Annotated in this window: 23 protein-coding genes and 1 pseudogene; 5 read left to right on the plus strand and 19 right to left on the minus strand. The window is 54.0% G+C overall.

Translation table 11 applies throughout. The annotated features are described in order from the left end of the window. Window positions 1-2: 2 nt before the first annotated feature. From PMI36_RS16870 to PMI36_RS16860, 3 genes are all read right to left on the minus strand, one after another. Window positions 3-1385, minus strand: a complete 1383-nt coding sequence (locus tag PMI36_RS16870; protein WP_008071411.1) for an integrating conjugative element protein — start codon at window positions 1383-1385, stop codon at window positions 3-5. Beyond that, window positions 1382-2338, minus strand: coding sequence for a TIGR03756 family integrating conjugative element protein (locus PMI36_RS16865; RefSeq protein ID WP_008071412.1), 957 nt, complete (start codon window positions 2336-2338; stop codon window positions 1382-1384). Before PMI36_RS16865 ends, PMI36_RS16870 begins: the two co-directional genes overlap by 4 nt. A 105-nt stretch (window positions 2339-2443) precedes the next feature. Beyond that, window positions 2444-2698 carry a helix-turn-helix domain-containing protein gene (locus tag PMI36_RS16860; protein ID WP_008071413.1) on the minus strand — a complete coding sequence of 85 codons (255 nt, stop codon included), beginning with the start codon at window positions 2696-2698 and terminating at the stop codon, window positions 2444-2446. 169 nt (window positions 2699-2867) lie between these two features. Here PMI36_RS16860 and PMI36_RS30515 point away from each other — a divergent pair, with 169 nt between their 5' ends. Beyond that, a complete protein-coding gene (locus PMI36_RS30515; RefSeq protein WP_008071415.1) occupies window positions 2868-3140 on the plus strand; it encodes a LasR-specific antiactivator QslA in 273 nt (90 codons plus the stop codon). A 130-nt stretch (window positions 3141-3270) separates the two neighbouring features. Here the strand turns inward: PMI36_RS30515 and PMI36_RS30520 are convergent. Next, a pseudogene (locus PMI36_RS30520) lies at window positions 3271-3351 on the minus strand (HU family DNA-binding protein); the annotation flags it as partial. A gap of 420 nt (window positions 3352-3771) precedes the next feature. Then, window positions 3772-4389, minus strand: a complete 618-nt coding sequence (locus PMI36_RS16855) for a TetR/AcrR family transcriptional regulator (protein WP_008071417.1) — start codon at window positions 4387-4389, stop codon at window positions 3772-3774. Between the two features lie 138 nt (window positions 4390-4527). Between PMI36_RS16855 and PMI36_RS16850 the strand changes: the two genes are divergently transcribed. Then, entirely contained in the window at window positions 4528-5121 is a 594-nt protein-coding gene (locus tag PMI36_RS16850; protein ID WP_008071419.1) for a hypothetical protein, read from the plus strand. A 514-nt stretch (window positions 5122-5635) separates the two neighbouring features. Here PMI36_RS16850 and PMI36_RS16845 read toward each other — a convergent pair. Continuing rightward, window positions 5636-6439 (minus strand): HD domain-containing protein, encoded by an 804-nt coding sequence (locus PMI36_RS16845; protein WP_008071421.1) that lies wholly within the window; start codon window positions 6437-6439, stop codon window positions 5636-5638. A 543-nt stretch (window positions 6440-6982) separates the two neighbouring features. Between PMI36_RS16845 and PMI36_RS16840 the strand changes: the two genes are divergently transcribed. Together PMI36_RS16840 and PMI36_RS16835 are read left to right on the plus strand one after the other, a co-directional pair. Next, window positions 6983-7864, plus strand: coding sequence for an NmrA family NAD(P)-binding protein (locus tag PMI36_RS16840; RefSeq protein ID WP_008071423.1), 882 nt, complete (start codon window positions 6983-6985; stop codon window positions 7862-7864). Window positions 7865-7915: 51 nt separating this feature from the next. After that, window positions 7916-8377 (plus strand): MarR family winged helix-turn-helix transcriptional regulator, encoded by a 462-nt coding sequence (locus PMI36_RS16835; protein ID WP_008071425.1) that lies wholly within the window; start codon window positions 7916-7918, stop codon window positions 8375-8377. A 78-nt stretch (window positions 8378-8455) separates the two neighbouring features. On the opposite strand, the gene PMI36_RS16830 is transcribed toward PMI36_RS16835, so the two are convergent. The 6 genes from PMI36_RS16830 to PMI36_RS16805 all read right to left on the minus strand — a co-directional run bounded on the left by PMI36_RS16830 (window position 8456) and on the right by PMI36_RS16805 (window position 14765). Next, window positions 8456-9145, minus strand: a complete 690-nt coding sequence (locus PMI36_RS16830) for a haloacid dehalogenase type II (protein WP_008071426.1) — start codon at window positions 9143-9145, stop codon at window positions 8456-8458. A gap of 344 nt (window positions 9146-9489) precedes the next feature. Continuing rightward, window positions 9490-9975 (minus strand): copper chaperone PCu(A)C, encoded by a 486-nt coding sequence (locus PMI36_RS16825; RefSeq protein WP_008071427.1) that lies wholly within the window; start codon window positions 9973-9975, stop codon window positions 9490-9492. Then, window positions 9975-10577 carry an SCO family protein gene (locus tag PMI36_RS16820; RefSeq protein ID WP_008071428.1) on the minus strand — a complete coding sequence of 201 codons (603 nt, stop codon included), beginning with the start codon at window positions 10575-10577 and terminating at the stop codon, window positions 9975-9977. Before PMI36_RS16820 ends, PMI36_RS16825 begins: the two co-directional genes overlap by 1 nt. A gap of 156 nt (window positions 10578-10733) precedes the next feature. Beyond that, window positions 10734-12035 carry an MFS transporter gene (locus PMI36_RS16815; protein WP_008071429.1) on the minus strand — a complete coding sequence of 434 codons (1302 nt, stop codon included), beginning with the start codon at window positions 12033-12035 and terminating at the stop codon, window positions 10734-10736. 1383 nt (window positions 12036-13418) lie between these two features. Further along, window positions 13419-14129: an SDR family oxidoreductase gene (locus tag PMI36_RS16810; RefSeq protein WP_008071430.1), complete on the minus strand. Its 711-nt coding sequence runs from the start codon at window positions 14127-14129 to the stop codon at window positions 13419-13421. 96 nt (window positions 14130-14225) lie between these two features. Further along, a complete protein-coding gene (locus PMI36_RS16805) occupies window positions 14226-14765 on the minus strand; it encodes a hypothetical protein (protein WP_008071431.1) in 540 nt (179 codons plus the stop codon). A gap of 463 nt (window positions 14766-15228) precedes the next feature. Here PMI36_RS16805 and PMI36_RS16800 point away from each other — a divergent pair, with 463 nt between their 5' ends. Continuing rightward, window positions 15229-16266, plus strand: coding sequence for a GlxA family transcriptional regulator (locus tag PMI36_RS16800; RefSeq protein WP_024777169.1), 1038 nt, complete (start codon window positions 15229-15231; stop codon window positions 16264-16266). A gap of 495 nt (window positions 16267-16761) precedes the next feature. Here the strand turns inward: PMI36_RS16800 and PMI36_RS16795 are convergent, their stop codons facing one another. The 7 genes from PMI36_RS16795 to PMI36_RS16765 all read right to left on the minus strand — a co-directional run. Then, window positions 16762-17382, minus strand: coding sequence for a glutathione S-transferase family protein (locus tag PMI36_RS16795; RefSeq protein ID WP_008071433.1), 621 nt, complete (start codon window positions 17380-17382; stop codon window positions 16762-16764). A 42-nt stretch (window positions 17383-17424) separates the two neighbouring features. Then, entirely contained in the window at window positions 17425-17655 is a 231-nt protein-coding gene (locus tag PMI36_RS16790; protein ID WP_008071435.1) for a hypothetical protein, read from the minus strand. 35 nt (window positions 17656-17690) lie between these two features. Continuing rightward, window positions 17691-18302: a LysR family transcriptional regulator gene (locus PMI36_RS16785; RefSeq protein ID WP_008071437.1), complete on the minus strand. Its 612-nt coding sequence runs from the start codon at window positions 18300-18302 to the stop codon at window positions 17691-17693. Between the two features lie 22 nt (window positions 18303-18324). Further along, window positions 18325-18921, minus strand: coding sequence for an SIS domain-containing protein (locus PMI36_RS16780; protein ID WP_008071439.1), 597 nt, complete (start codon window positions 18919-18921; stop codon window positions 18325-18327). A gap of 78 nt (window positions 18922-18999) precedes the next feature. Next, window positions 19000-20406, minus strand: a complete 1407-nt coding sequence (locus tag PMI36_RS16775) for an aldehyde dehydrogenase family protein (protein WP_008071441.1) — start codon at window positions 20404-20406, stop codon at window positions 19000-19002. 102 nt (window positions 20407-20508) lie between these two features. Beyond that, window positions 20509-21630, minus strand: a complete 1122-nt coding sequence (locus PMI36_RS16770; RefSeq protein ID WP_008071443.1) for an alkene reductase — start codon at window positions 21628-21630, stop codon at window positions 20509-20511. A 79-nt stretch (window positions 21631-21709) separates the two neighbouring features. Then, window positions 21710-22370, minus strand: a 661-nt coding sequence (locus PMI36_RS16765; protein ID WP_008071445.1) for an SDR family oxidoreductase, incomplete at its 5' end; no start/stop codon positions are given.

Below are 22370 nucleotides of genomic sequence, written 5' to 3' on the forward strand. Positions count from 1 at the left end.
GCTCACTTGCGCCTGGCATCAGCGTCATTGAGTCGGCCCGGCTCGGGATCACCTTGTTCGATGGTGCGCGATGCACCGGCACCACCGGCATGCCGATCGAGCACCAGGCTGGCGGTATTGGTGGCCAGCATCTGCCGGACCTCTAGTTCGGTTTGCAGCAGGCGAATTTCGCGTTCCAGCGTGTCGATGTTTTTCGTCAAGGCCGTCTGGGCCGGTTCGGCGGAGGCGATGTTCGGTTCGTGACTGCCTGCCAGTAGCGTGCGCAGTAGCAGTAGTGCCTTGTCGAGTACGCTGGACAGGGCCGTCTCACTGGCTAGGCGTCGCGCCAGCAGATCCTGATCGGGATCATCGCGCAGGGCTTCGATCACACCGCGGGTCACCGGCAACATCGGACTGGAGGCTTTAGCCAGGTTGTCAGGAGTAGGCGGCAGCGAGCCCGACAGCAACCCTTGCAGAGCCTTAAGGCGCTCGCTGTAGGCCTCCTGGATCAGCGGCGTCAATCCGCTGCCAGCGGTCGCACGCAGGGTTTCGCAGCTGTCGCAGGTCGAGACTTCGCTCTCGCCCAACACGCGAACGGCCCATTCGGATTCCTCTTGGGGCGAGGCCCAGGTCTGGCAAATAGCCCCACCCAGGCAATCGCTGCTACTGATCGAGGCACTGTCATCCACCGACCGGTTATGCAGCAGGTTATAGCCCGCGCGCACCACGTCGGAAGTCACCCGAATGGGCGTCTGCCCGTTACCTCCGGCCTTTGAACCGCCGATCCAGGACACCCCATTGTTGCCGTTACGGGCCTCGGTGTTTTTCACCGCAGCCACCGCATCACCGCCGGTTTGCTCCAGATTGCCCTGCATTTCTTGGTTCTTGGCCAGCGCGCCCCAACCGGCTTGACCGACCTTGTCCGCCATCTTTTCGGCCATGGCCTGGCAGGTCAGTTTGGAGCGATCGAAGTCGATACGCCCCTGCATCACCCCGTTACTGAGCAACTCATAGAGACCGGGGTTGGCGCGCTGTATGATCAACGCCGGTAGCGACATCACCGCTTGGGTCGCGTTCTGCACGATGTTGCCCATGATCTGCTGGAAACCTTCGGTGACGCCGTTCAGCTGGTTTTGCAGGGTGTTGGTGAGGCTCATGTTTCCGCACATCATGTTCGCTCGCCATGACCCGCCGACACCGAGACCGCTGGGTCGGTAGAGCGCGCTCGGCGAGCCCACTGCCGAGCCGCCACCGATGGTGTACATCACCCGGTCGTCGAGCACTTCGCCTTGGGTGCCCAGGCGGTAATTGCCTTCGGCGGCGTGGGCATGCGTGGCAATGGCGAGCAGTCCGTAGAGCAACAAACTCACCACGCCCAACCATGGTCGCGCGCGAAGTCGACTCATGAAGCACCTCCTTCGAAGTCGATGCTGAACAGGAAGGTCTGTCCCTCACGTTTGCAGCAGCTATAGGGCCGCCACAGTGACCAGGCGTAGCCGCCATCCGCGCTCTGTACCGGATCGCTGGGGAAGATGGCGCATGTGGGCTGCACCTGGGGGTAGAGCAATTGCCATTTGTGGGTCGAAGCGTCGTTTTCAACGATCGGACCCGGCGGCCAGTAGCCGTCGCGTTTGGCGGGCGTGAGTGGTAAGTACGCATGCGGCTGCCAATTGCGGGTAATCACATCGCCGGCCCGTTGCGCCATGACTGCGGCCGCCTTGAAATCGTCGGGCTGCACCAGAAAACCCTGCCGGGGATAAACGTTGCCCCACATGTTTCCTGAGGCCTGACGACCGATTTCACGGATCCCCGGCATGAGCGACTCGGGGTAAAGACTTTCCGGAATGCCATGACGCCAGGCCAGTGAGTCCAAGGTGCTCAGGTAGTAGGGCATGAACGCAGTAGCGCCGCTGGCGCAGGCGTAGCCTGATTGCGAAGCCAGTTGTGTTGCGATCCAGCCAGCGGGGTGACCGATGCCATCGACGTTCTTGAAGCGGGGTAGGTTGTCGCGCTGGGTGTTTGGCGTGATCAAGTTACCGCCACCTTCCGCACCACTGATGGGAGCGGAGAGGGTGGCCATCTCGGTCCAGGGATTGTTGCCGGTGGTGGCGTAGCTCGAGACCACCAGCTCAGGAATGAAATGACGAACCTTGGTCGAGGTTTTGACTGTGCAGCCGAAGGGCGTGCAGAGGAGCCAGAAACAAATGCCGACGATCCGGTATTCGAGACAGCTTGGAGAAAGCACGGAGGACGTGATGCTGCCGGTGTCCAGCGCCATGCTTGGGCCGCACGCCAGCAGGACGCTCAGCGCCAAGGGCCGTAGCTTTGTGGGCGGGATTGACGAGCAGGCAACAGACATGATCCAGGCTCTCGGTGTATGGCCTGGGCAGGTTCGGTTAGTGACTGAAGACTGTCAGTGGAAATTATGAAGGCGGGTCTATCGGGTTTGTGAGACGTGAGACTATTATTTGACGTGAAGGGCGCTGCGCAGGATGTCGGGGTCCACAAGTAACTGATCTGCGGTAATTTCGAAAATATTGGCGAGCTTGCACAGGACCAACAGCGACGGATTGCCCGTGCATCGTTCGATTTGACTGACGTAGGTGCGATCCACCTCGGCCATGAGCGCGAGCTGCTCTTGGGTCAGGTTTTTCACGCGCCGCATCAAGCGGATGTTCTCCGCCAGTTGCAGGCGAAGCTGTTCGTAGTCTTGAGTCATGCGCGCAAATTGCGCCTTGAGGGACTCTCAATCCACGGGATATAGTCTACATTGGTATTGATCTAGGCCATTTGATGCTCATGCCTGTTATCGAGCGTTCATTTGGTGTCGTTAAGCTTCTCTAAGCTGGGCCCAGCGTCTAACAATAAATCAGACATCTAGGGTGTGTATGGACCAAAACTACATTTCAATTCCTGCGGCGGATGGTTGCCCAAGTCTTCTGACACCTTGGGGCAACGAATTTGCATCGATGATCGAACGTGGTGTGCAATGCGCCCAGGCTTGGCTCGATACGTCCAACGAGATTCCACTGTGGTGGGAGTTGGCACAAGCGCGCAAGACCTTTCCTGTCGGTGACTGCCAGGATGCCTTTGAAGCCGGATTCTTGTTGAGGATTCAGCAGCGGCTAAGCAGTGTTTCACCCAGCCCAAATCAAAGCTGAGAAAAACGACGTTTAAGACGCGTTCATACTCATGCTTGAACGGCTCCCGGAGTTCAGCAAGCGTTTCGGCTGCTGAAGCCCCAATACCAGCGCTCTCGCAGAGTTGGTATTGGGCAATCGCCACCAGCTTCTAGTTAACCGCGTCTTTCAGCGACTTACCGGCTTTGAAACTAGGCGTCTTCGCGGCTGCGATCTTGATGATGGCCCCAGTCATGAATTTTCAGTACGGTTGAAGAGAAGGTTACGATAAATCAGTAGGTTGACGAAAGTTATTCCATTCCTTTCGGGATTTTTTCACTTTAAATGAAATTGGCGAAGGTTTTGATCTTTTTATTTGAGTATCTATGCGCTGTGCCTGTCCACCCAATTACGCTGAGACGAGTTGCTCCTCTCGCCGAGCCGCTCCCAGTGAGTCACCATTTCAAAGCCGATTGGTTAATTCGACGATAATTAGGTGGTCATTAGCAACGTATTTAGGTGGTTAAGTAGGTGTAATGTCGCAATATCAACTAGAGGCAGGGGGGGCGCCATAAGCTCAATGTCGTTCGGCGACAACGACTTGAAACGCAAAGCGAAAAGGTAGGAAAAGTTGGGATCAAGAAGTCGCCGAGGATAGATACAGTCCTGAAAATTAACCTGCTCTGGCAGTTAATAATATTTCGGCTATTTGCTTGTTTAGTTGCGCGATTTTTACGTTTCCCGAGGCGTGCGCAACAACCGTTGTTCCGGTAATAAGGCTTAGAAACTGTGGGAGAATAATGTCTGCCTTTTCAGGTTCCACGAACAGGGATAAGCGCGCCATAATGAAGTTAGCCCATTCATCGAAATGCACGCTGACTTTGGCGCGTAAAATTTTCGATGCGTCGTCATTAAAGTCATTCAGACCTCGGGCAAATGCGCAGCCTCTGAAATCTTGTTCAGAAAACCAATATTCAAGGAAATCAAAAATTGCCAACAGTTCAGCTTTTGGGTCGCCGCTAACTCGCGCAGCGTATTTATTAAGGTTTGTAAATCGAAGCCAATGCCAAAAATCCAAATAGGCGGCAATAAGGTCGGCCTTCGAAGGGAAGTAGTTATAGAAGGTTCTCTTCGATACACCGCTCTCAGCGATAATTCGATCAATTCCGACGGTGTGCACGCCACGTTCATTAAAGAGGATGATTGCCGTCTTTAATATACGATCCCGTGGCTTGAGAGATGCAATGTCCTCGAAGCGAAGGTCTTTGAAACCTGAAGCAAAATTCGTCATGGAAACCCTCCAGATTGCACCGTAGCAGGGGTACACAGATCTGTCTACTTTTTTCTTGAAGGGGTAGACAGATCTGTGTACTTTTAGCTGACTGGCTCGGCCCAGTCACAAAATATTCAAGAGCGCTGGAGACACAAAATGCCCAACTTCAATGATTTCTCTTTCAAAGCACAGCCTTGGTACAACGAAGCGGAGTTCCGCCCGCTCTTTGCCAAGGCGGTGAGTCTCAACACCATCGTCATCCACTGCTTCGATCCACGTGCTTCGGAAATACCGGCCGTTGTTGCCAAGCATTTTGGTGAGGTCTACCCAGGCGAGAACGTTCTCGACGAAGCTGGAAACCGGGTAGGACATACGACGACCTTGTTCCCAGTGTCTGTCGCTGGTGGTCGGGCCGTCGCAGGTGTGCAGTCGATCGCCACGATGGTCCATATCTTCGGCATCGAAAGGGTAGTGGTTGTGCACCACTCATTCTGCGGTGCTACGTCTTTCACCAACGAAGGCATCATTGACGCGTTCAAACATGAGCACGGCAGCGATATTTCCTCCGCGTTTGACCATGACAGCATTTGCATTTCGGATTTCGAGACTTCGCTCAAATACGATGTCGGAGTTGTTCGAGCAAACCCAGGGGTGCCAGCGCACGTGAAGATCTACGGCTTCTTCTACAATATCGATACGCTGGAACTGACTGAGGTAGTGAGCGACATTCCTGATCAGGCCAAGGCCTGATTTCAGAGCGGCGACTGACAGTGTTGGTCGCCGTATTTTACGTGCAATTGGATGTGGGCTTCATCCCCCAAGTGGCTGCACGTCTCTCGTTGAATAGGCCCCTCGACCGCCCAATAATGGCGGTGCGGCCATTGCTGACGCTCGCTCGGAGTGGGGGCGGCAGCTCTTAACTATTTACTTAATTAGTAAGCCGTCTCCGGCGATCGATGAACTCCCCGCGATTGAGCTCCTGACATCTCGTCCGTGCTAAACCACACACGTGAAGGTCTGGTAGGCGACTCGCTACAGTATTCTCCCTTAGCCTACTGCTGACGATCTCGCTGCGCTCCGCTTTATCGCATGCTCGACAAGTATCCACAGAGCTTTCCCTTGTAAGCGTCCAACTCGTTTGTATTTTTAACACTGATTCAGATCGCCACAACGTCAGTTGGCTTATAAGATGTTTCGGAAGGGCAGAAGCCAGGCTGCGAACTACTAGCTAAGTAAGTCGCAGTCTGGACATTCTGTAAGCAGATTAAACGAAAGGAGGTAAATCAAGTGCGTGCGGAACTGTTTCCACCAGCCCACTTGTCACGGCCTTAAACGAAACTTCAAATCGCGTGCCGACGAGGTGTTCAAATGCTGTCGCGCTGAACACGCTGTAGAGTTCGTCTCGGGAGTACTTGGCAAGCACATCTTTTACTGATTGTTGAGACATTCGTGACACACCTGTGCCGAAGACATCACAGATAGCGCCGCGCGTAACCAAGAATGCCTCTGCACCATGTTCCTCAGCCGGAACGTGATAATTAAGGTGCACCGCAATGGCGTGCGCCACCGTATCGGCATGCGCGCGCGCGAAGCCCTGTCCTAGCAGGAAGTCTCGTGCGTGCACGCCACCGTTGACGGCGAAGCAACAGTCACACGGTCGCGGGTCAGCTGTGGGTGTTAGGCCAAGGTCGTGAAGCATGGCCGAGGCGAAACCTAGTTCACGGTCAAATTCGATACCATCGTGCAACGCGATCATTGATCCGAAGTAGTAGGTGCGCCAGCAGTGTCTCATTAGAGTCGGCTTATACAAGTCCTGAACATAGGCTAGAGACTCTCTGACCATTTTGGTATCAGGCGGTAAAAGGTCATCGATGGAAATGTACTTTGGATTCAGAAGGCCAAGTCGGTGGCGTTCTGCATCCAGTCTCTCTTGGCTAAATATGTACTTCAAATTTTCGATGAGCTGGACTTGTTCGCTCTCACGGAGAATGCCTTTGGTGGATTCTCCCCATTCCACGGATCCGACTGAAACATCGAGTGCGCTTGATGAGCTAGACACAATCTTCATTCTTAACTCCTGGACGTTTTCGTCACGGTGTTGCAACTACTACTTATTGCAATTCAGCAAAGTGCTGTAAGTAGGGATTTGATTTTTTACTGTCCTGCCGAAGCAAAATGGTCCGAGAACCTCGCTGGGTCTGCGCTCCGATCTCGCGACAGCTACCCGCGGGCTTTAGAGCTACCCGCTTGAGACTGAGAATACGGGGGGAGATTTGTGGTAACCAATGGCGATATCGACATAATCGGAGTCGATATCGACACCGTCTGGTTTCGCTGGCTAAGTGACATCGATGACCTCTTGCGTTGTCGCATGCTGCTCGCGGACCCATTGGATCGCCCACTAAATAGGCTTTAACCCCAAGTAGTACAAGGCCCCGCGTCCGGTAGCAAAGAAGCAGCGGGGGTCCCCAGACTGGTCGACCCGCCGAACGGTCATGATCATTAATTGACAATAGGAGCGTACGCTTCTATCTTGAATTCCACATAGGGGCATATGCTCCTATCGTGAATCAACGAGCATATGCTCCATTCAATTGAGAGGATTACGAACATGAGCGCAGCGGATATTCTTGTAAGCGGTGCAACCGGGCGGACTGGCGCAGCAGCAATTGATGAGCTGCTTAAATTGGGCAAAAGCGTCCGCGCTTACGTGCGGTCGGACGACGAAAGGGCTGCTGCTTTGCGCCAGCGCGGAGTTGAAATTGCAATTGGCGATTTCACCGACATCGATGCTATTCGTGCAGCAATGGAAGGAATTCGCTCGGCCTATTTCCTTTATCCACTGGCACCTGGGATCGTCGAAGGTGCAGCCTATTTTGCCCAGGCAGCGAAAGAGGCTGGGGTAAAGGCAATCGTGAATATGTCGCAGATCTCCGCGCGCCGCGATTCCAAAAGTCACCTGGCGCAGGATCACTGGATCTCAGAGCGCGTTTTCGACTGGTCAGGCGTACCGACAACGCATCTTCGCCCCACTTTTTTCGCAGACTGGCTGGCGTATCCTCACTTTGCAAAAGAAATCTGGGCCAAGAAAAAAATCGAGTTCCCCTTTGAAAATGGCCGTCACGCGCCTATTGCTACTGATGACCAAGGCCGGGTGATTGCCCATATCCTGGCCAACCCAGTGGGGCACGAAGGTAAGATCTACAGCCTTCATGGTCCGGTCGAAATGAACCACACCGAAATCGCCGCCGCCATGAGCGAAGTGCTTGGCGCGGAAATCCAGTACGCACCGACATCAATCGAGGCGTTCGAGCATAAGATGGAGCACGAGTACAAGTTTCCACCGGCTCTCGTGCAGCATTTGGTCGAGGTTGCTCAGAACTACCGTGAGGGCGTCTTTGCGGGTGAGAACGACGTAGTAGAGAAGGTTACCGGTACGCCCGCTCTGTCGGTGCAGGCCTTCGTGGAAAAGTACCGCGACGTGTATGTGTGACCTGAATACCCAGGGCACAAAAAATCAAACAGTAGTGAAGAGGAAGTAGAGATGCTGCCGGTGAAACAACCACTAGGGATCGACCATTGCAACTGTTCCGCCATTAGGAAGGCGAGCCGGCAGATCACCCGTTTCTATGATGCGCAGCTCGAGCCTTCGGGGCTTCGAATCACTCAGTACCTTGCCCTGGCAGCGCTTAATGAGTTGGGAAGTGCTGCAATCAATACCCTTGCTGAGCGGCTCGACATCGAGCGCACGGCGATGGGAAAAATGACCGGCCTGCTGGAGCGCGATGGATTGATCTCGATCAGTCCTTCGCCATCCGACGCCAGGAGTCGCCTGGTTAAATTAACCGAGGCGGGGCGAGACTTGTTTGAAAGAACAGCGCCTCTATGGGAAGAGGCTCAACGGCAATTTGAGCAGTTGAACGGCACGGAACAAGTAAGCTCGTTGCGGCAGGGGCTGGCTGCTATGGTGGTCGGTGATATCGAGCGCGTCGTATCGAACGACTGAGTTATCGCACTGCCTTCCAGGGGGAACCCGGGCACAACAATCACCGACAGATTCCTCCGACTCCTGCCTCCGTATCAATTAGCGGATCTGTGCAGTCACACGCGAAGCTATGCCGCTCAATGATTCGAGCTTCGTTGCCTTATCGTACAACCCATATTCTTCGGGCTGCCTGGATCGATTAAGCCAAAACGCGTGGAAACCGAACGCATGAGCCCCTATGGCATCCCAAGCGTTGGATGAGAAAAAAGCGATCTCTTCGGTCGACGACACATTCAGTGCTGCTACTGCAATCTCGTAGGCCGCCGGATCCGGCTTGTAGATTTGTACCTGCTCAATGGAAAGGCACTCATCAAGCAAAATATCCAAACCCGCAGACCGAACCGCGCTTTCCAGCATCCGGGGAGATCCATTCGAAAGGATCGCTGTTCGTACGCCTGCTTCGCGAAGGCTGTGCAATGCTGCTGGGACTTCAGCGTAAGCGTCCAGCGTCAGGTAGCTTGTTAGTAACGTCTGTTTTAGCCGCTCATTCTTCACATTGTAAAAAGCCAGGGCATAGTCGAGCGCTGCCTCGGTTAACGTCCAGAAATCTGTATGGCGCCGCATCAGGGTATGAACCCACGAATACTCCAGTTGCTTGGTGCGCCATAGGATCGATATTTCGCGAGCGTGCTTACCCAACGCATCGGCATGTCTTGCGACCGCAGAATGGACGTCGAAAAGAGTCCCGTAGGCATCAAACACGCAGGCGGAGATTCGTGGTGTGGTCATGATTGCCCCTAAACATTCTTAACTGGTTAACAGGGTTTGGAGCTCGCGCATTTGCTTATCGTCCAGCTCTCTCTGTAGCGTTAAAGCGCTTAATCGATGCATCAATGCTTTGGGCTGTTTCTGAAAACTCGATGGCGTCGCTGCTCAACTATGCCCTAGATATTTGAAAGGGAGGTCGTAAGGCTGCTTTCAGCAGCGTGGGCGTGAGAAGGATTTTGGCTATCGCTGAGTATTAGCTAGTGAGGTGCTCAGTCTTTACTTTCTGAAAAGCTTTTTTGCCGCAGATCCTGGCAATCGTAGCCTGACCACCAGGATTGAATTTCGTCGAGTAAGAAGGGGAGAGGTTACTTCATGTCGTCGCTGTCAGCATTCAGTGCTCGTGCATCGACGTCCAGCTTGACTGACTCCTTCTTGCCGGTAGCGTCTTCCACTGTCAGTGTCAGAGGCACTTTGTCACCTTCTTTCACTTGGGCGGATAACCCTATGAACATCACGTGGTAGCCGCTTGGATCAAAGACGACGGTTTTGCCAGCAGGTAACGTGACCGAATCAACGGGATCCATGTGCATCACTTCGTTTTGCATGGTCGTTCGGTGAATCTGGACCATTTTTGCAGCCGGCGATTGAACGTTAACCAGTTTACTGTCCGTACTGGACGTGACCTTCAAGAACGCACCGGTCGATTGCTGCCCAGGCACGGTTGCCCGAATCCATGCGTCTTCAATTTTGGTCTGAGCACTCGCTTGCCAGGCCATTCCCAACAACGAAAAAAGTAGTGCGATTTGCCCCAGAGGCTTGATGAGCGATTTTTTGTAGGATTGAGATTTCATTAGCTGACCTTCATGACAGTGAGTAGATCTTCCGCGCATTCCTGTTCCGTGAGCGACTGACTCAACCCAAGGCACAACGTCCCCTTGGAGTCATAGACATAGCTCATTGCGGTGTGAGAAATGGTGTAGGTCTCGCCGAGGGGGACTTTTTCATAGATAACACCAAATTCTGCAGCCGTTGCCGCCGTGACTTCGAGGCTTCCATACAGTGCCTCAAACGTTGGATCGAAAGTTTTTACATAGGCGTCCAGGACGGCTGGCGTATCGCGCTCTGGATCTAACGTGATAAAGACGACCTTCAGTCGGTCGCCATCAGGACCTAAAAGTTTTTTGATTTTTGCGGCTTTGGACAGTGTGATAGGGCAAACGGCAGGGCATTGGGTAAAGCCAAAAAAAATCATCGCGACCGAGCCCTGATAGCTCGACAGTGTCTTTTGATTGCCTTGCGTGTCGTTCAAGGTGAACGAACGTCCGCGAGTTTGACCTCTCAAATCCCAGCCGTTTTTAAAGGTCGAAGCGAAGCTATTGAAGCTTACAAAAATGCCCAGGCCGAGCACACCCATGCCTGCGATCACGTTGCGGCGAGTTAAAAGAGTATTCATGTGCAGGTGCCTATATGAAGATGAATGTGCTGCCGAATTTCAGTGTGTGTGCTCCTCCCTGAGCTAAGGATTTAACGAAAAGCATCAGAATTCGAAACCCTAGCGGTTTGCGCGAACGGAGCCACCAACCGCATGAATTGACCTATCTCGTTTTGCTCAACTCGCAGCTGGGACTGTCGTTGCGATTTTCTTTTCCTGCTGTCTGATCGTCATGATGGCTACCGCAGCGATCAGACAAAGCGCACCGCCTGTGAAGAATGCAGGCAGGTAGCTCAGGAGTGTCACCCGTGACCAACCGGCCCCAAAAGCGGCGGCGGCCGCACCGATTTGATGACCGGCAAAAATCCACCCGAATACAAGTCCTGCGCGCTCCGCACCAAAACGGGAGGCCGCAAGACGCACGGTTGGAGGAACGGTCGCGATCCAGTCGAGGCCATAAAACACAGCGAACAATGAAAGGCCGTAGATCGAGAAGTCAGTGAAAGGCAGCACGATCAATGACAATCCACGAAGGCTGTAATACCAAAACAGCAGGTGGCGGTTGTCGAAGCGATCGGACAGCCAGCCGGACGCGATGGTACCGACAAGATCGAATACACCCATGGCTGCGAGTAAGCCGGCAGCTTTCACCTGGGAAATACCAAAGTCGCCGCACATCGGGATCAAGTGAACTTGCACTAGGCCGTTGGTTGTCGCGCCACAGATGAAGAATGTTCCGAACAGGATCCAGAACACCTTGGTTTTTGCGGCGTCGCGCAGGGCGCCGATTGAGGCGGCGATGATCGATGCGCTGCTTGACGTAGGTACAGTGATCGGATCAGTTCCGACATCTCCGTAGGGCCTCAAGCCCATGTCACTTGGACGATCGCGCATTACCAGCAGCACCGCCAATGCAGCAATCACCAACATGACGCACATCAAACCGAGAGCCCAGCGCCATCCCCATTGGTCGGTGATACTTGCGAGAATAGGCATAAAGATAAGCTGCCCAGTCGCTGTACTGGCGGTGAGCACGCCAACGACGAGGCCTCGACGAGCACTGAACCAACGCGACGCGACAGTGGCGCTGAGTGTCAACGCTGTCATGCCTGCGCCGATGCCGACTGCGACGCCCCACAAGACTACCAGTTGCCAGACCTTCGTCATGCCGAGCGAAAGCAACAGGCTGACCACAATGATCGTCAATGCAGTGAGGGTGACATGGCGCAAGCCGTATCTGTTCATCAGTGCGGCGGCGAAAGGAGCCATCAGTCCGAAGAGCACGAAACGGATCGAAAGGGCGGAGGAAATCTCCACGGTGTTCCAGCCGAACTCCATCTGCATCGGTACGATAAAGACACCCGGCGCACCTACCGATGCAGCACTGATCAGGGCGGTTAAGAAAGTGACCGCGATCATGGCCCAGCCGTAGTGAATGTTACGGCGGGCGAGAACGCTCGAGAGCCATCCGGAAATCATAGGTACTCCTTTTTTGTGGCACTCATCGCCACTACGATTGCAAGAAAGTGAGAGCTGTCGAACGATAAGTTCAACAGCTTTTTAGCGGCTCTCGCCTCGCGTACCGTGCGTATCAAGCTCCACGGAATCACTCGCCAGTCTTCATTTCGACCGAGGTATTCAACTTCGCTGAACAACAGGAGAACTAGCGGCCTGCCGGCTCCTAGCCTGCGCCCGATACAGCTACGGACGGGACTGGCTTCTTTTTCTCAACCGGATGATTCTGAGCGAAGTGTCTGCCCTAGTAGGCGTTGCTCGCATCACCTCGGTTTGAACTTCTAAACGGCCTAGTCACTGTCAATGGCGAGCTTGTTATTTAAATTGTTATCGTCATATGAAGCGATGTATCACATTGCGTTAGGCTGACTAGAAGGCCTCCTCCGTAAGCCTACTTCGATCATTTTCGAACCGACCTGACAGTACGGTTTGTGCGGCTGATTCCCCTGGCTGCCGCTGCAGGGGGAAGGTACGGATACCGGATATTTGCATTCACCAGTGGGAACCAGCCGAAACCAACTCTATGTTTATTTCATAGGTAAGAATTGACTGTTTCTGGATGATTTGTGCCAGATTTTGAGGCGGATCTATTCTGGCCTTGTAGGCATACCGAATCGTCACTCAACGCGCGGCCCCCGACTTTCACTGTTGTTCACGTGCCTCTGCCAAGTGTCACCGGTCGTTCTCAAGAAACACATTCGTCTATGGGGGGCTGCGAAGATCGAAACCCATGCGTTGCTCAGGAGAAAAACCAGAGTCCAACAGTTCAGCCGGTAGCGTTACAGATTATCGAGCGCTTTTAATCTCCGCTGCACAGCGGGCCTGACGCAGGATTCCAAGTTTCCGCCAGCCTTGGTACGGCATCTGGTTGAAGTCGCTCAGGACTACTAAGAGGGGGTTTTCTCGGCTGTGAATGACGTAGTGGAAAGGGTGCCGGCGCACCCGCGCTGTCCATGCAGGCTTTCATTGAAAAATACCGAGATGTCTATGCGTAACCAGTACGCAAATGCTTAAGCAATCATCAGTCGCAGAGAGTCAATATAGAGGTGCTGCCGGCTAGCCAATCGTTAGGTATCGATCAGTGCAATTGTTCCGCAATAAGGAAGGCGAGTCGGCAGATCACTCGCTTATACGATGCTCAGCTTGAGCCATCGAGTCTCCGAATCACCCAGTACCTCATTCCTCTGATGCTCTTAGGTGACAGGGCCCTTAACGACATTTCTGAAGCATTCACTATCGGCACGTGCAACCAGCACGTGGCGCGAATCTGGTGCAAAGTTTTAATGAGCTGAATTTGATCGTAAAGTGCCTGAGTCTCGAGTGAGATTCAGTTCATGCGTCCCTCGACTAGAGGATTTCAGGATCGATGTACGCTGGAACCTTGGACGAAAGCGTTTGCTTCAATGCACGAGTACCTTCATCCGCCAGAACCTCACTTTCGCCCGCCTCAAGGGCATCGTAGGCTTGGCGGACTACGTCCATCGGGTTCGCCTTCGGCACGTCGAAACCCTTCGTGAGGTCGGTATCTACGAAGCCAACATGCAAACCGACCACCTGAATGCTTCTTTCTTTAAGATGCACCCTGATGTTGTTGGTATAGCTCCATGCCGCTGCCTTCGATGCTGAATACGGTGCAAGCATTGGCACGCTTCTCCAGGTGACATCTGACAATACATTTATGATACCGCCCGTGCCATTGCTGGGAAGGGAAGCCTGAAACGCACGAGTCGTTCGCATAAGGCCATAAAAATTCGTTTCGAAGATTCGCCGCGTTTGATCATCTGCGCCTTCGGAAAACGGCGACTCGGTGATCTCCGCAATCCCGGCATTGTTCACCAGAAGAGTCACATCGGATGCGATCCTTGCCGCCGCGATGACGGACTCTGGATCGGTGACGTCGAGCTTGACTGGAACGAGGCCGGGCTCCGTGAAGTCTTCGGGGTTGCGGATCCCTGCATAGACCTTTTTAGCACCGCGAGCGAGCGCCTCACGGGAAAATGCCAGGCCGAGTCCGCGACTCGCTCCCGTCACGAACACGACTGAATTCTTGATCTTCATATTCAAAACTCCAGGGGCAGTGCAATAGAAGGATCGAAGGCCCTTGCTCGGGATGTCCAGTGCTGGCCAGCCCGAGCAGCCCGCTCTTGGCTTTCCTTAAGTACCAGGCAGGAAAGGTCGTATTGCAGCGGCAGAGATATCTGGCGGCGTCAGTCGGCGATTCGTCGTTGAGCCGCCGATGTAGCGCTCGGCGATCCTCCAACCGTTTTCGGTCTCGCGAAGTCGATCAAGCATTGGCGAATACATCCAGATCATCGGTAGATAATCGCTCTCGGTCAGCTCACCGTCGCTCATTTTCGGAGCGTCTTCCGGTACGGCGTAGCGCACAAGAAGGTTGTGATATCGGACTGCGATGAGTCCATTTTCTTCTTCATCAACAATGTGACCTGAGCCGCAACGACTGATTCCTGGAACCAGATAAGGATAGATCTCAGTGAGAAAATGGCGGATGTTGGATTCGCCGCTTACTTCACCCTTGAAATGAATGACCTTCGCATCAGCAGTAAATGAACTGATCATTTCCTCGAGATCCCATGTCTCGAACAGCCAATTGACTCGGTTGACGAAATCAACTGCACTCGCTCGCTTATCGGGATCAATCTTGTGCGCAGCAACTACCTTCGGAAAGAAGCGCATCTTTACCTCCTAAACAAATAGTTAGCACTGACACTGCAAAGCGAATGCTCGGTTCGCTCGTTCCGTCTTACCCCGATTGGGTAAGGTTCGTTATAGTGCGCTTGGCTCCCACCCACGCCACAAGCCTCTGCAGCAACCGGCCTGTCCACTTGGCCCACAAGCGACGGTCATAGGGCGAACAGCCCTTCAGGCATCTCCTTAGAGCTATGTCCTCAGATGTTGCATAAATTGGCGAATAGCTGTTGCGACCGCCTCGGGACTTTCGAGTGGTGACAGGTGTCCAGTGCCAAACATTTCCGTTCTCCGCGTCTATCTACGTGCTCACGAATGGCAGGTTCGCCGAGGCAATGCGAGGGGCAGCGAATTTCAGTCTAAGCTGTTCGGACGGAGCACAAGTGACAGATCCAAGACTATTTCTGCCACAAATGTTCACTCTAAGCCCGGACGCACGGGGCCTCCTCCAATGAGAAAATTTACGAAACCAGCCGCTCCGCCTGCGAACATGAGGCAAAAGCGGATTGTCATATTGGGTTTGCCACCGGTGGACGCGCTCGACGTGATCGGCCCAGCGGAAGTATTCGCGTGGGCGAATCAACTGGACCGCGGTGGACTTGCCCCTTATTTGCTCGAACTAGTTAGCTCTGCCGCTGATGTGCACCTCGAGAGCGAAACAGGTATTGCACTCAGAGGGCATAGCACACTCGAGCAAGAGCGGCGTGCGAACAAACCCATTGACACCTTGCTCGTGACAATGGGTTCCAGGTCGTTCGAACAGATCGACCAGGAAGCCATAGAGTGGCTTCGAGCGCGCTCGAAGACTGTGCGGCGCGTGTGCTCTATATGTGTTGGGGCGTTCGCGCTGGCTGCCGCGGGTCTTCTGGACGGCCGCAGGGCGACGACTCATTGGAGCGTGGCACGACGCTTGGCCGAGCGCTATCCCAAGGTACAGGTCGATCCGTCTCCCATTTGGGTGAAAGACGGCAATGTCTACACGTCGGCTGGCATATCGTCCGGAATCGATCTCGCGCTATCGCTGGTAAGTGAAGATCTTGGAAACGACTTCGCCATGGAGATAGCGAAGAATTTGGTTCTGTACTTGCATCGTCCGGGCGGACAGGCGCAGTTTAGCTTCGCGCTTCAGTCACAGCATGCGCACAATTCAAGTCTGAGCGAATTATGCCTCTGGATCAGTGAGCATCTGCATATGGATCTCACAGTCGAGATAATGGCAGCCAGAGTTTCAACCAGCGTCAGAACGTTGATACGAATGTTTCAGCGAGAATTGCAGACCACACCTGCAAAATACGTCGAAAACGTCCGGCTGGAGGCTGTCTGCCGTTCGCTTGCGCTTGGCGAGAAATCGATGCACGACATCAGTCGCCGGAACGGTTACCACAGCGTCGACGTGCTCAGGAGGGTATTTACGCGCCGCTTCGGCTTGAGCCCAATGGAATATTCCCACCATTTCGGCAAAGGCACCGAGCCGACGGAGTCCGGTTGATATCGGCCTCCAGCTCCGACAAGCAATACCCCCAAACCTACCTTCTGAGGCATGAACCGAGCAGGCTGGAGAAAATCATCGGCCAATATGCTGGGTTCTATGGCGACGTCGATCCGGACGACTTCCAGCGGCGATCAAGCAGAGTACGCGTTCTGTAAAGAACGTGGGCAGATAGCTCAGCAGTGTGAATACTACGTCGGGCGAGGACACTAGAGAGCCATCCGGAAAGCATAGGTTTGCTTCTTGGAGAGGGCGTGGAACTCATTGCCTCTCATAGTTACAAAGTAAGCGGCCTGAACAGGTGATAAGTGAACAACCACGCACGATCCGCGACCTGGTACATACTCATTCTCGCGAGAACTCGGCAGCCCTAAACGGATAAGCTTAAGTATTCCTCATCAGTAAAAATTGGCTGTTTTTGGATGATTTTTGCCAAATTTAGAATTTGCACGTGGGCCGAGAATCTGGTTGTCAGAGTGCTCCCCAAAATTGCGACTACGGATTCTCGAAAGCTCTTATTCCCCGTTGTACGGCAGGTCTAGCATCGACTGCATTGAACCACCGCGATAAGCGAGGCAGCGTTGCCCAGTTCAATTTGTCACGTACTGATGCAGCAATGGTGAACGCTGAGATATCCGCCATGGAGAAATGATCGCCAGCCATGAAGGCGTCGGTAAGAAAACTTTCCGAATAGACCAGTTGCTCGATGACAAGCCGCTCGATCTTTGCAGCTGCATCGTCAAGTCCAGTTTGGCGCAAGAAGAAAGCTGCATGGCTAGGCGCAATGACGTCAGTCACGAAAAAGAAGTACCGATCAAAAACCCGATCACGTTCCGATCCAAGTTGTGCGGGTGCTAGCCGGCCGGGAGCACTAGCGTCGGCGAACTGAATGATTGCGTTTGATTGATTGATGATCCGTGCCGGTACTGATGTGTTATCAACCAGCGTCGGGACTTTTCCAGCGGGATTGAGCGCCAGGTACGCCGGGGCGCGGTGCTCAAGTGCCCGCAGATTCAATAGGCGTGCCGTGTACGGCACACCTGCTTCTTCCAGGGCGATTGCAGCCCTCAGGCTGTTGCCGGTTTGGGCGCCGTACAGCTCTATAACAGCGTTCATCAGACACTCCCTCGCGCGGGATTTGGTTAGGCACGCGCTGCCTCAGGATGCGAGGTCGGGGCGACGGCGATGCCATTCGGTACTCTGCTGAAACACGTGGCCAAGATTCAGTAGCCTGTCCTCGGAAAATTGCGCTCCTACCAGCTGAAACACAATAGGAGTCGTGCTTTCACCCACGCCACAAGACAATGTTACCGATGGTCCGCCAATCATGTTGAACGAGCGAGTAAACGTGTGCAGTGCTGTGATCATCTTGAGATCGACATTGGCCATCCGTTCCTTTTCTGATCTCGTAAGGGCTATGGGGTTTAGGTTTTCTCGTTGAAACATTTCAATAGTTCACTTCGAAGCCAGACCTCGGCCGGATCAGATTCATCTGCGCGGCGCCAAACAAGACAGATAGCAGTTTTTCCGAGTGCGGTTTTCTGTAGTTCAGGCGCTAAATTGGGTGCGTGGCCTACACCCACTGAAATGTCGCCAGACATTAACATCTCAGACATTTGTTCGGCACTTGTATACCGTACGACTAACCCTACACCAGGCATTGCTGACGTGATTCTCTTGGTCAACGTAGAGAGCGGAGCGGGTGCAATGTCAAGATTGACACCGATGTGAAACTCAACAGGGCTGATCATTGGCTTAACGTTGCTCATCGCACTCACTGCAGTACAGACTGAATCCAGAGCTGGGGTAAGCATATGTGCAGCGCGTATTGCCATGGCTGTGGGCTCCATCTTCCGCCCAATGTACTCAAACAAGGGGTCGTCAAGCAGTGTGCGTAAGCGCTTCAGCGCTGCATTGACAGCCGGTTGTTTTAGCGACAGCTTCTCCGCGGTACCAGCCATACTCCGCTCTTGAAACAGCGTCTCAAAAATGACTAACAAATTAAAATCGATACCGTACAGATTGCTACGATTCATTGGTTACGGTCGCTTTAAGTTTTTATTCATTGTCCAGCCTGGCCTTATGGCCTAGGTAACCACCATGATGGCGAATACCATAATCGTGGCGCGTGATTCCTTTTTCCTCCATCAGCGTTAGAGTAATAGCGTCACTAATCGCGCTCATGACTGCGATGCTCGCGCTTGGAGTCAAGCCCAAGTAGCAGGGTTCTTCTATAATTCCCATATCGAGAACCAGATCAGCGTTGTCCCTGAGTTCACTTTCTGGATGAGAAGTGATAGCGATAACTTTCCCGGAAGTAAGGTGCCGGCTGAACTTAATCAGTTCAATGACTTCTCGAGTTTTCCCACTGGTAGAAAACGCAAAAATCAGGTCATTTTTCTCGATGACGCCGAGATCACCATGAGCGGCCTCTGCGGGATGAATGTAGACAGCAGGGGTTCCCGTTGAACAAAGCGTCGCCGCGAATTTCTTAGCGATAAACCCCGCTTTGCCGATGCCGGTGATGATCAGTTTTCCCTCACAGGTTTTCATCAGTTCAATGGCTTGGTCGTAACGATCGTCGATTTCAACACTGCTGATAGCCTTGGCTTCTGCAGCCAAAATACCTTTGATTCTATTCAGTCTTTGGCTCATGGCGAGTACCTCGCGCCTATGGAAGTTTTATGCGGTGGGAATCTCGGCCAGAAGCTTGTCTGGCCAAGCATCATGCTTTCAACCGAGTACTGCCCGAGAGCGCCAGACCATCATCTTCTCGACTTGCATTTCCTTCATGGTGTGCGGGATCCCACCTACGCCATGACCGGACAACCGCGCTCCGGCGAACGGCATCCAGTCCACTCGGAACAGTGTGTTCTCATTGATCATGACGGCAGTAGCGTCAAGGTTCTGGTAACACTGCATGGCGGTGTCCAGATCCTGGGTGAACACTGCGGCCTGAAAGGCAAACGGCAGGGCGTTAGCCAGCTTAATTACATCTGCGAGGTCTTCGTAGGCGTACACCGCGATCACCGGTCCGAACACTTCTTTCTGCATCACATTCGAGTTAATCGGCGGATTTAACAACACCGTGGGCGCATAACAGTTGTGACTCAGCGAACTACCGCCTGTGATCAAGCGTGCACCACCGGCAATGGCCTCATCGACCCATTGGCCAACTCGCTCAACTTCGCGTTCGGCGATCAGTGGGCCGACGTCGGTATGGATGCTAGCTGGATCACCGACCATCAAAGCATTACCTATATGGCCTAGACGCACCGCGACCTGTGTGGCGATGCTGCGGTGACAGAAAACTCGCTGCACACTGACGCATGCCTGTCCGGCGTGCCAGAAACCGCCGCGGGCGATACGTGGCAGGGCGTCGTCAAGGTCAGCGTCGGCAGCGACGATCACCGGCGCCACGCCGCCGTGCTCCAAAGCACAACGAGTGCCTGGGGCAAGGGTCGAACGCAACATCCAACCGACGGCAGCGGACCCAATGAAGCTAAAAAAACCTACTCGCGGGTCAGAAACCAACTTGCCGGTAATAGCGTTTTCAGTTGGCAGCACCATTTGAGCCCAGCCTTTTGGCAGGCCAGCTTCAGCCAAAATATCGAGCAGGGTCTGGCAACTGAGCGGAGTGTTGGATGCGGGTTTTACGATCACTGGCGCGCTGACAGCAATGGCCGGTATCACCTGGTGCACAATCAAATTGAACGGATGGTTGAACGCCGAGACCGCGGCGACTACGCCGATAGGTTCATATTGGGTGAACGCCACACGATTTGCGGAAGTAGCGTTTAAGCCCATGGGGACAACATGACCGGCTTCAGTGCGAAGTACTTCGATGCAGTTGAGGATACCGTCGATGCCGCGCTCTACTTCAGTGATGGAGTCCTTCAACGGTTTGCCGCCTTCGTTGGCGGCCTGGGTCGCAATCTGTACCTTGCGCGTACTGATCAACTCGGCGGCGCGGTGCAGGATTTCTATGCGCTTTGGCTTTGACAGCCACTGGTTACGGTCGCGGAAAATACTATGCGCGACAGCCAGCGCCTGCTCCACATCTGCCAGGGTAGAGACCTCCACTTTGCCAATGACAGTGCCATCGTAAGGGGAGTGTACAGCCAGGGTTTGTTCAGACATTGGGCTCACCTATCCATTAACGCGATACGCAATGCCCCTAGCCAAAGTGAGCAGGTTTCGCCGCCTACTCTGGTCTGGGGGGGCAATCATCCAAGCGGTAACCTATCCCGCGTACGGCGGGTAGTCGATATAGCCTTCGGCTTCGCCCTGATAGTAGGTGTCACGATCCGGCGGCGTCAGCGGCCAGCCATTTTGCAGTCGCGCCACTAGGTCGGGATTGGAGATAAAGGGTTGGCCGAACGCCGGCAAGTCGATCAGATCGGCTTCGACCAATTCGCGGGCACGCTCCAGTGTCATGTTTCCAGCCAGGATCAATGCGGTCGTGTTCAGGCCTTTGCGGCAGCTGCGTAGGAGTGCCTTCAATGCATCCTCGCGGGCTATCGAATTCTCAGCTGCCAGGAAAAAGTGTGTTTGATCCATGACGTGAACGTAGGCAATATTTCGCTCGCCCAGACCCGCGCAGAGGGCCATGTAGGTTTCGTCGATTTCCGGGTAGAGCGGCATGTCCATCAACTGACCGTAAGGCGAAATACGGATGCCCACACGATCTGCGCCGATGCGCTCGCACACAGCGTCCACCACTTCGAAAACAAAACGCAGGCGGTTTTCCAGGTTCTGCGCGCCGTAGTGATCGGTCCGGTCGTTGACCAGCGGGTTGATGAACTGCTCGAGCAGATAGCCGTTGGCGCCATGCAGCTCAACACCGTCGAAGCCAGCTTCTATGGCATTAGCAGCGGCCTGGGCGAAGTCTTCGACCACGCGGCGTACTTCGTCGGTCGCTAAGGGACGGGGCGTGGATGTCGGCATAAAACCTGGCTCACCATTCTCGGTGTAGGCGTAGGCTGTAGCGCCATTTGCAGCCTTCCCGGTTGCGCTGACAGGTGCGGCACCGTCGATTTGAAGCGAGGTGTGGGAGACGCGACCCACGTGCCACAACTGGGCGAAAATCTTGCCGCCGACGCTGTGCACCGAATCAGTGGCGAGTTTCCAACCGGCAATTTGCTCTGGCGTGTAAATGCCTGGGTTGAACAGGTAGCCCTGGCCCTCTCGCGAGATAGGCGTACCTTCGGTAACTATCAAGCCAGCGGTGGCGCGTTGGGTGTAGTACAGCGCCGTTTGTTCAGTGGCGATGTCTTGAAAAGCACGGGAGCGTGTCATCGGGCCCATGACGAAGCGGTTCTTCAGAACCAGGTCGCCCAGTTTGAAATCGTTAAAAAGACTCAAGGTAAAATTTCCCGCGTGGAATGTTGACGTTGGCGCAATCAGCAGGCCATCGATGGCTTGATGGCCTGCCGACCCGAGGTCAAGGTTTCGGAAGTGGATGGTCAATGAACATTTGGTTGAGATAGTTCACGACATCGTGTTCGCCCGGGCCTGCGCTATTGCGCAGTTGGCGGCCAGCATCAACGACGACCTCGGTTGTCGCAGTCTCCAGCAACGCCATCGTTTGCTCGATGAAGGGCTCCAGTTGCAAGGCGCGTTCGTCACCGCTTTTATAAACGAGGTCGGTATCAACCCAAGGTGGCGCAATTTCCAGGACGTGCACGCTGGTGTTGCGCAACGCGAAGCGTTGGGACAGCGAATAAGAGTGGATGGCGGCTTTGGTCGCGGAATAGAGCGCGAACATTGCCATCGGAATAAAAGCAGCCGTGGAGCTATTGTTGATGATGTACGCCAGTGGTTGGCGTTTCAGGTGTTCGATGAACGCGCCACTGATACGTACCGGTGCCAGCAGGTTCGTGTCTACCAGGTAAGTGGATTGTGCATCGTCGAGCGGGCCCGTTACATCGTCGAACGGCATGATGCCGGCGTTATTGATGACGACATTCAATTCCGGGTACTTATGGATGAGATCTGCCGCGACGCTGGCGATCTCCGCCGGGTTACTCACGTCGATTTCTACCGAATCTATACCAGGGTTGGCTTGGGTGATTTCATCCAGCAGTGCCTTGCGGCGGCCGCCG

Source organism: Pseudomonas sp. GM79 (assembly GCF_000282495.1).
Lineage (GTDB): Bacteria > Pseudomonadota > Gammaproteobacteria > Pseudomonadales > Pseudomonadaceae > Aquipseudomonas.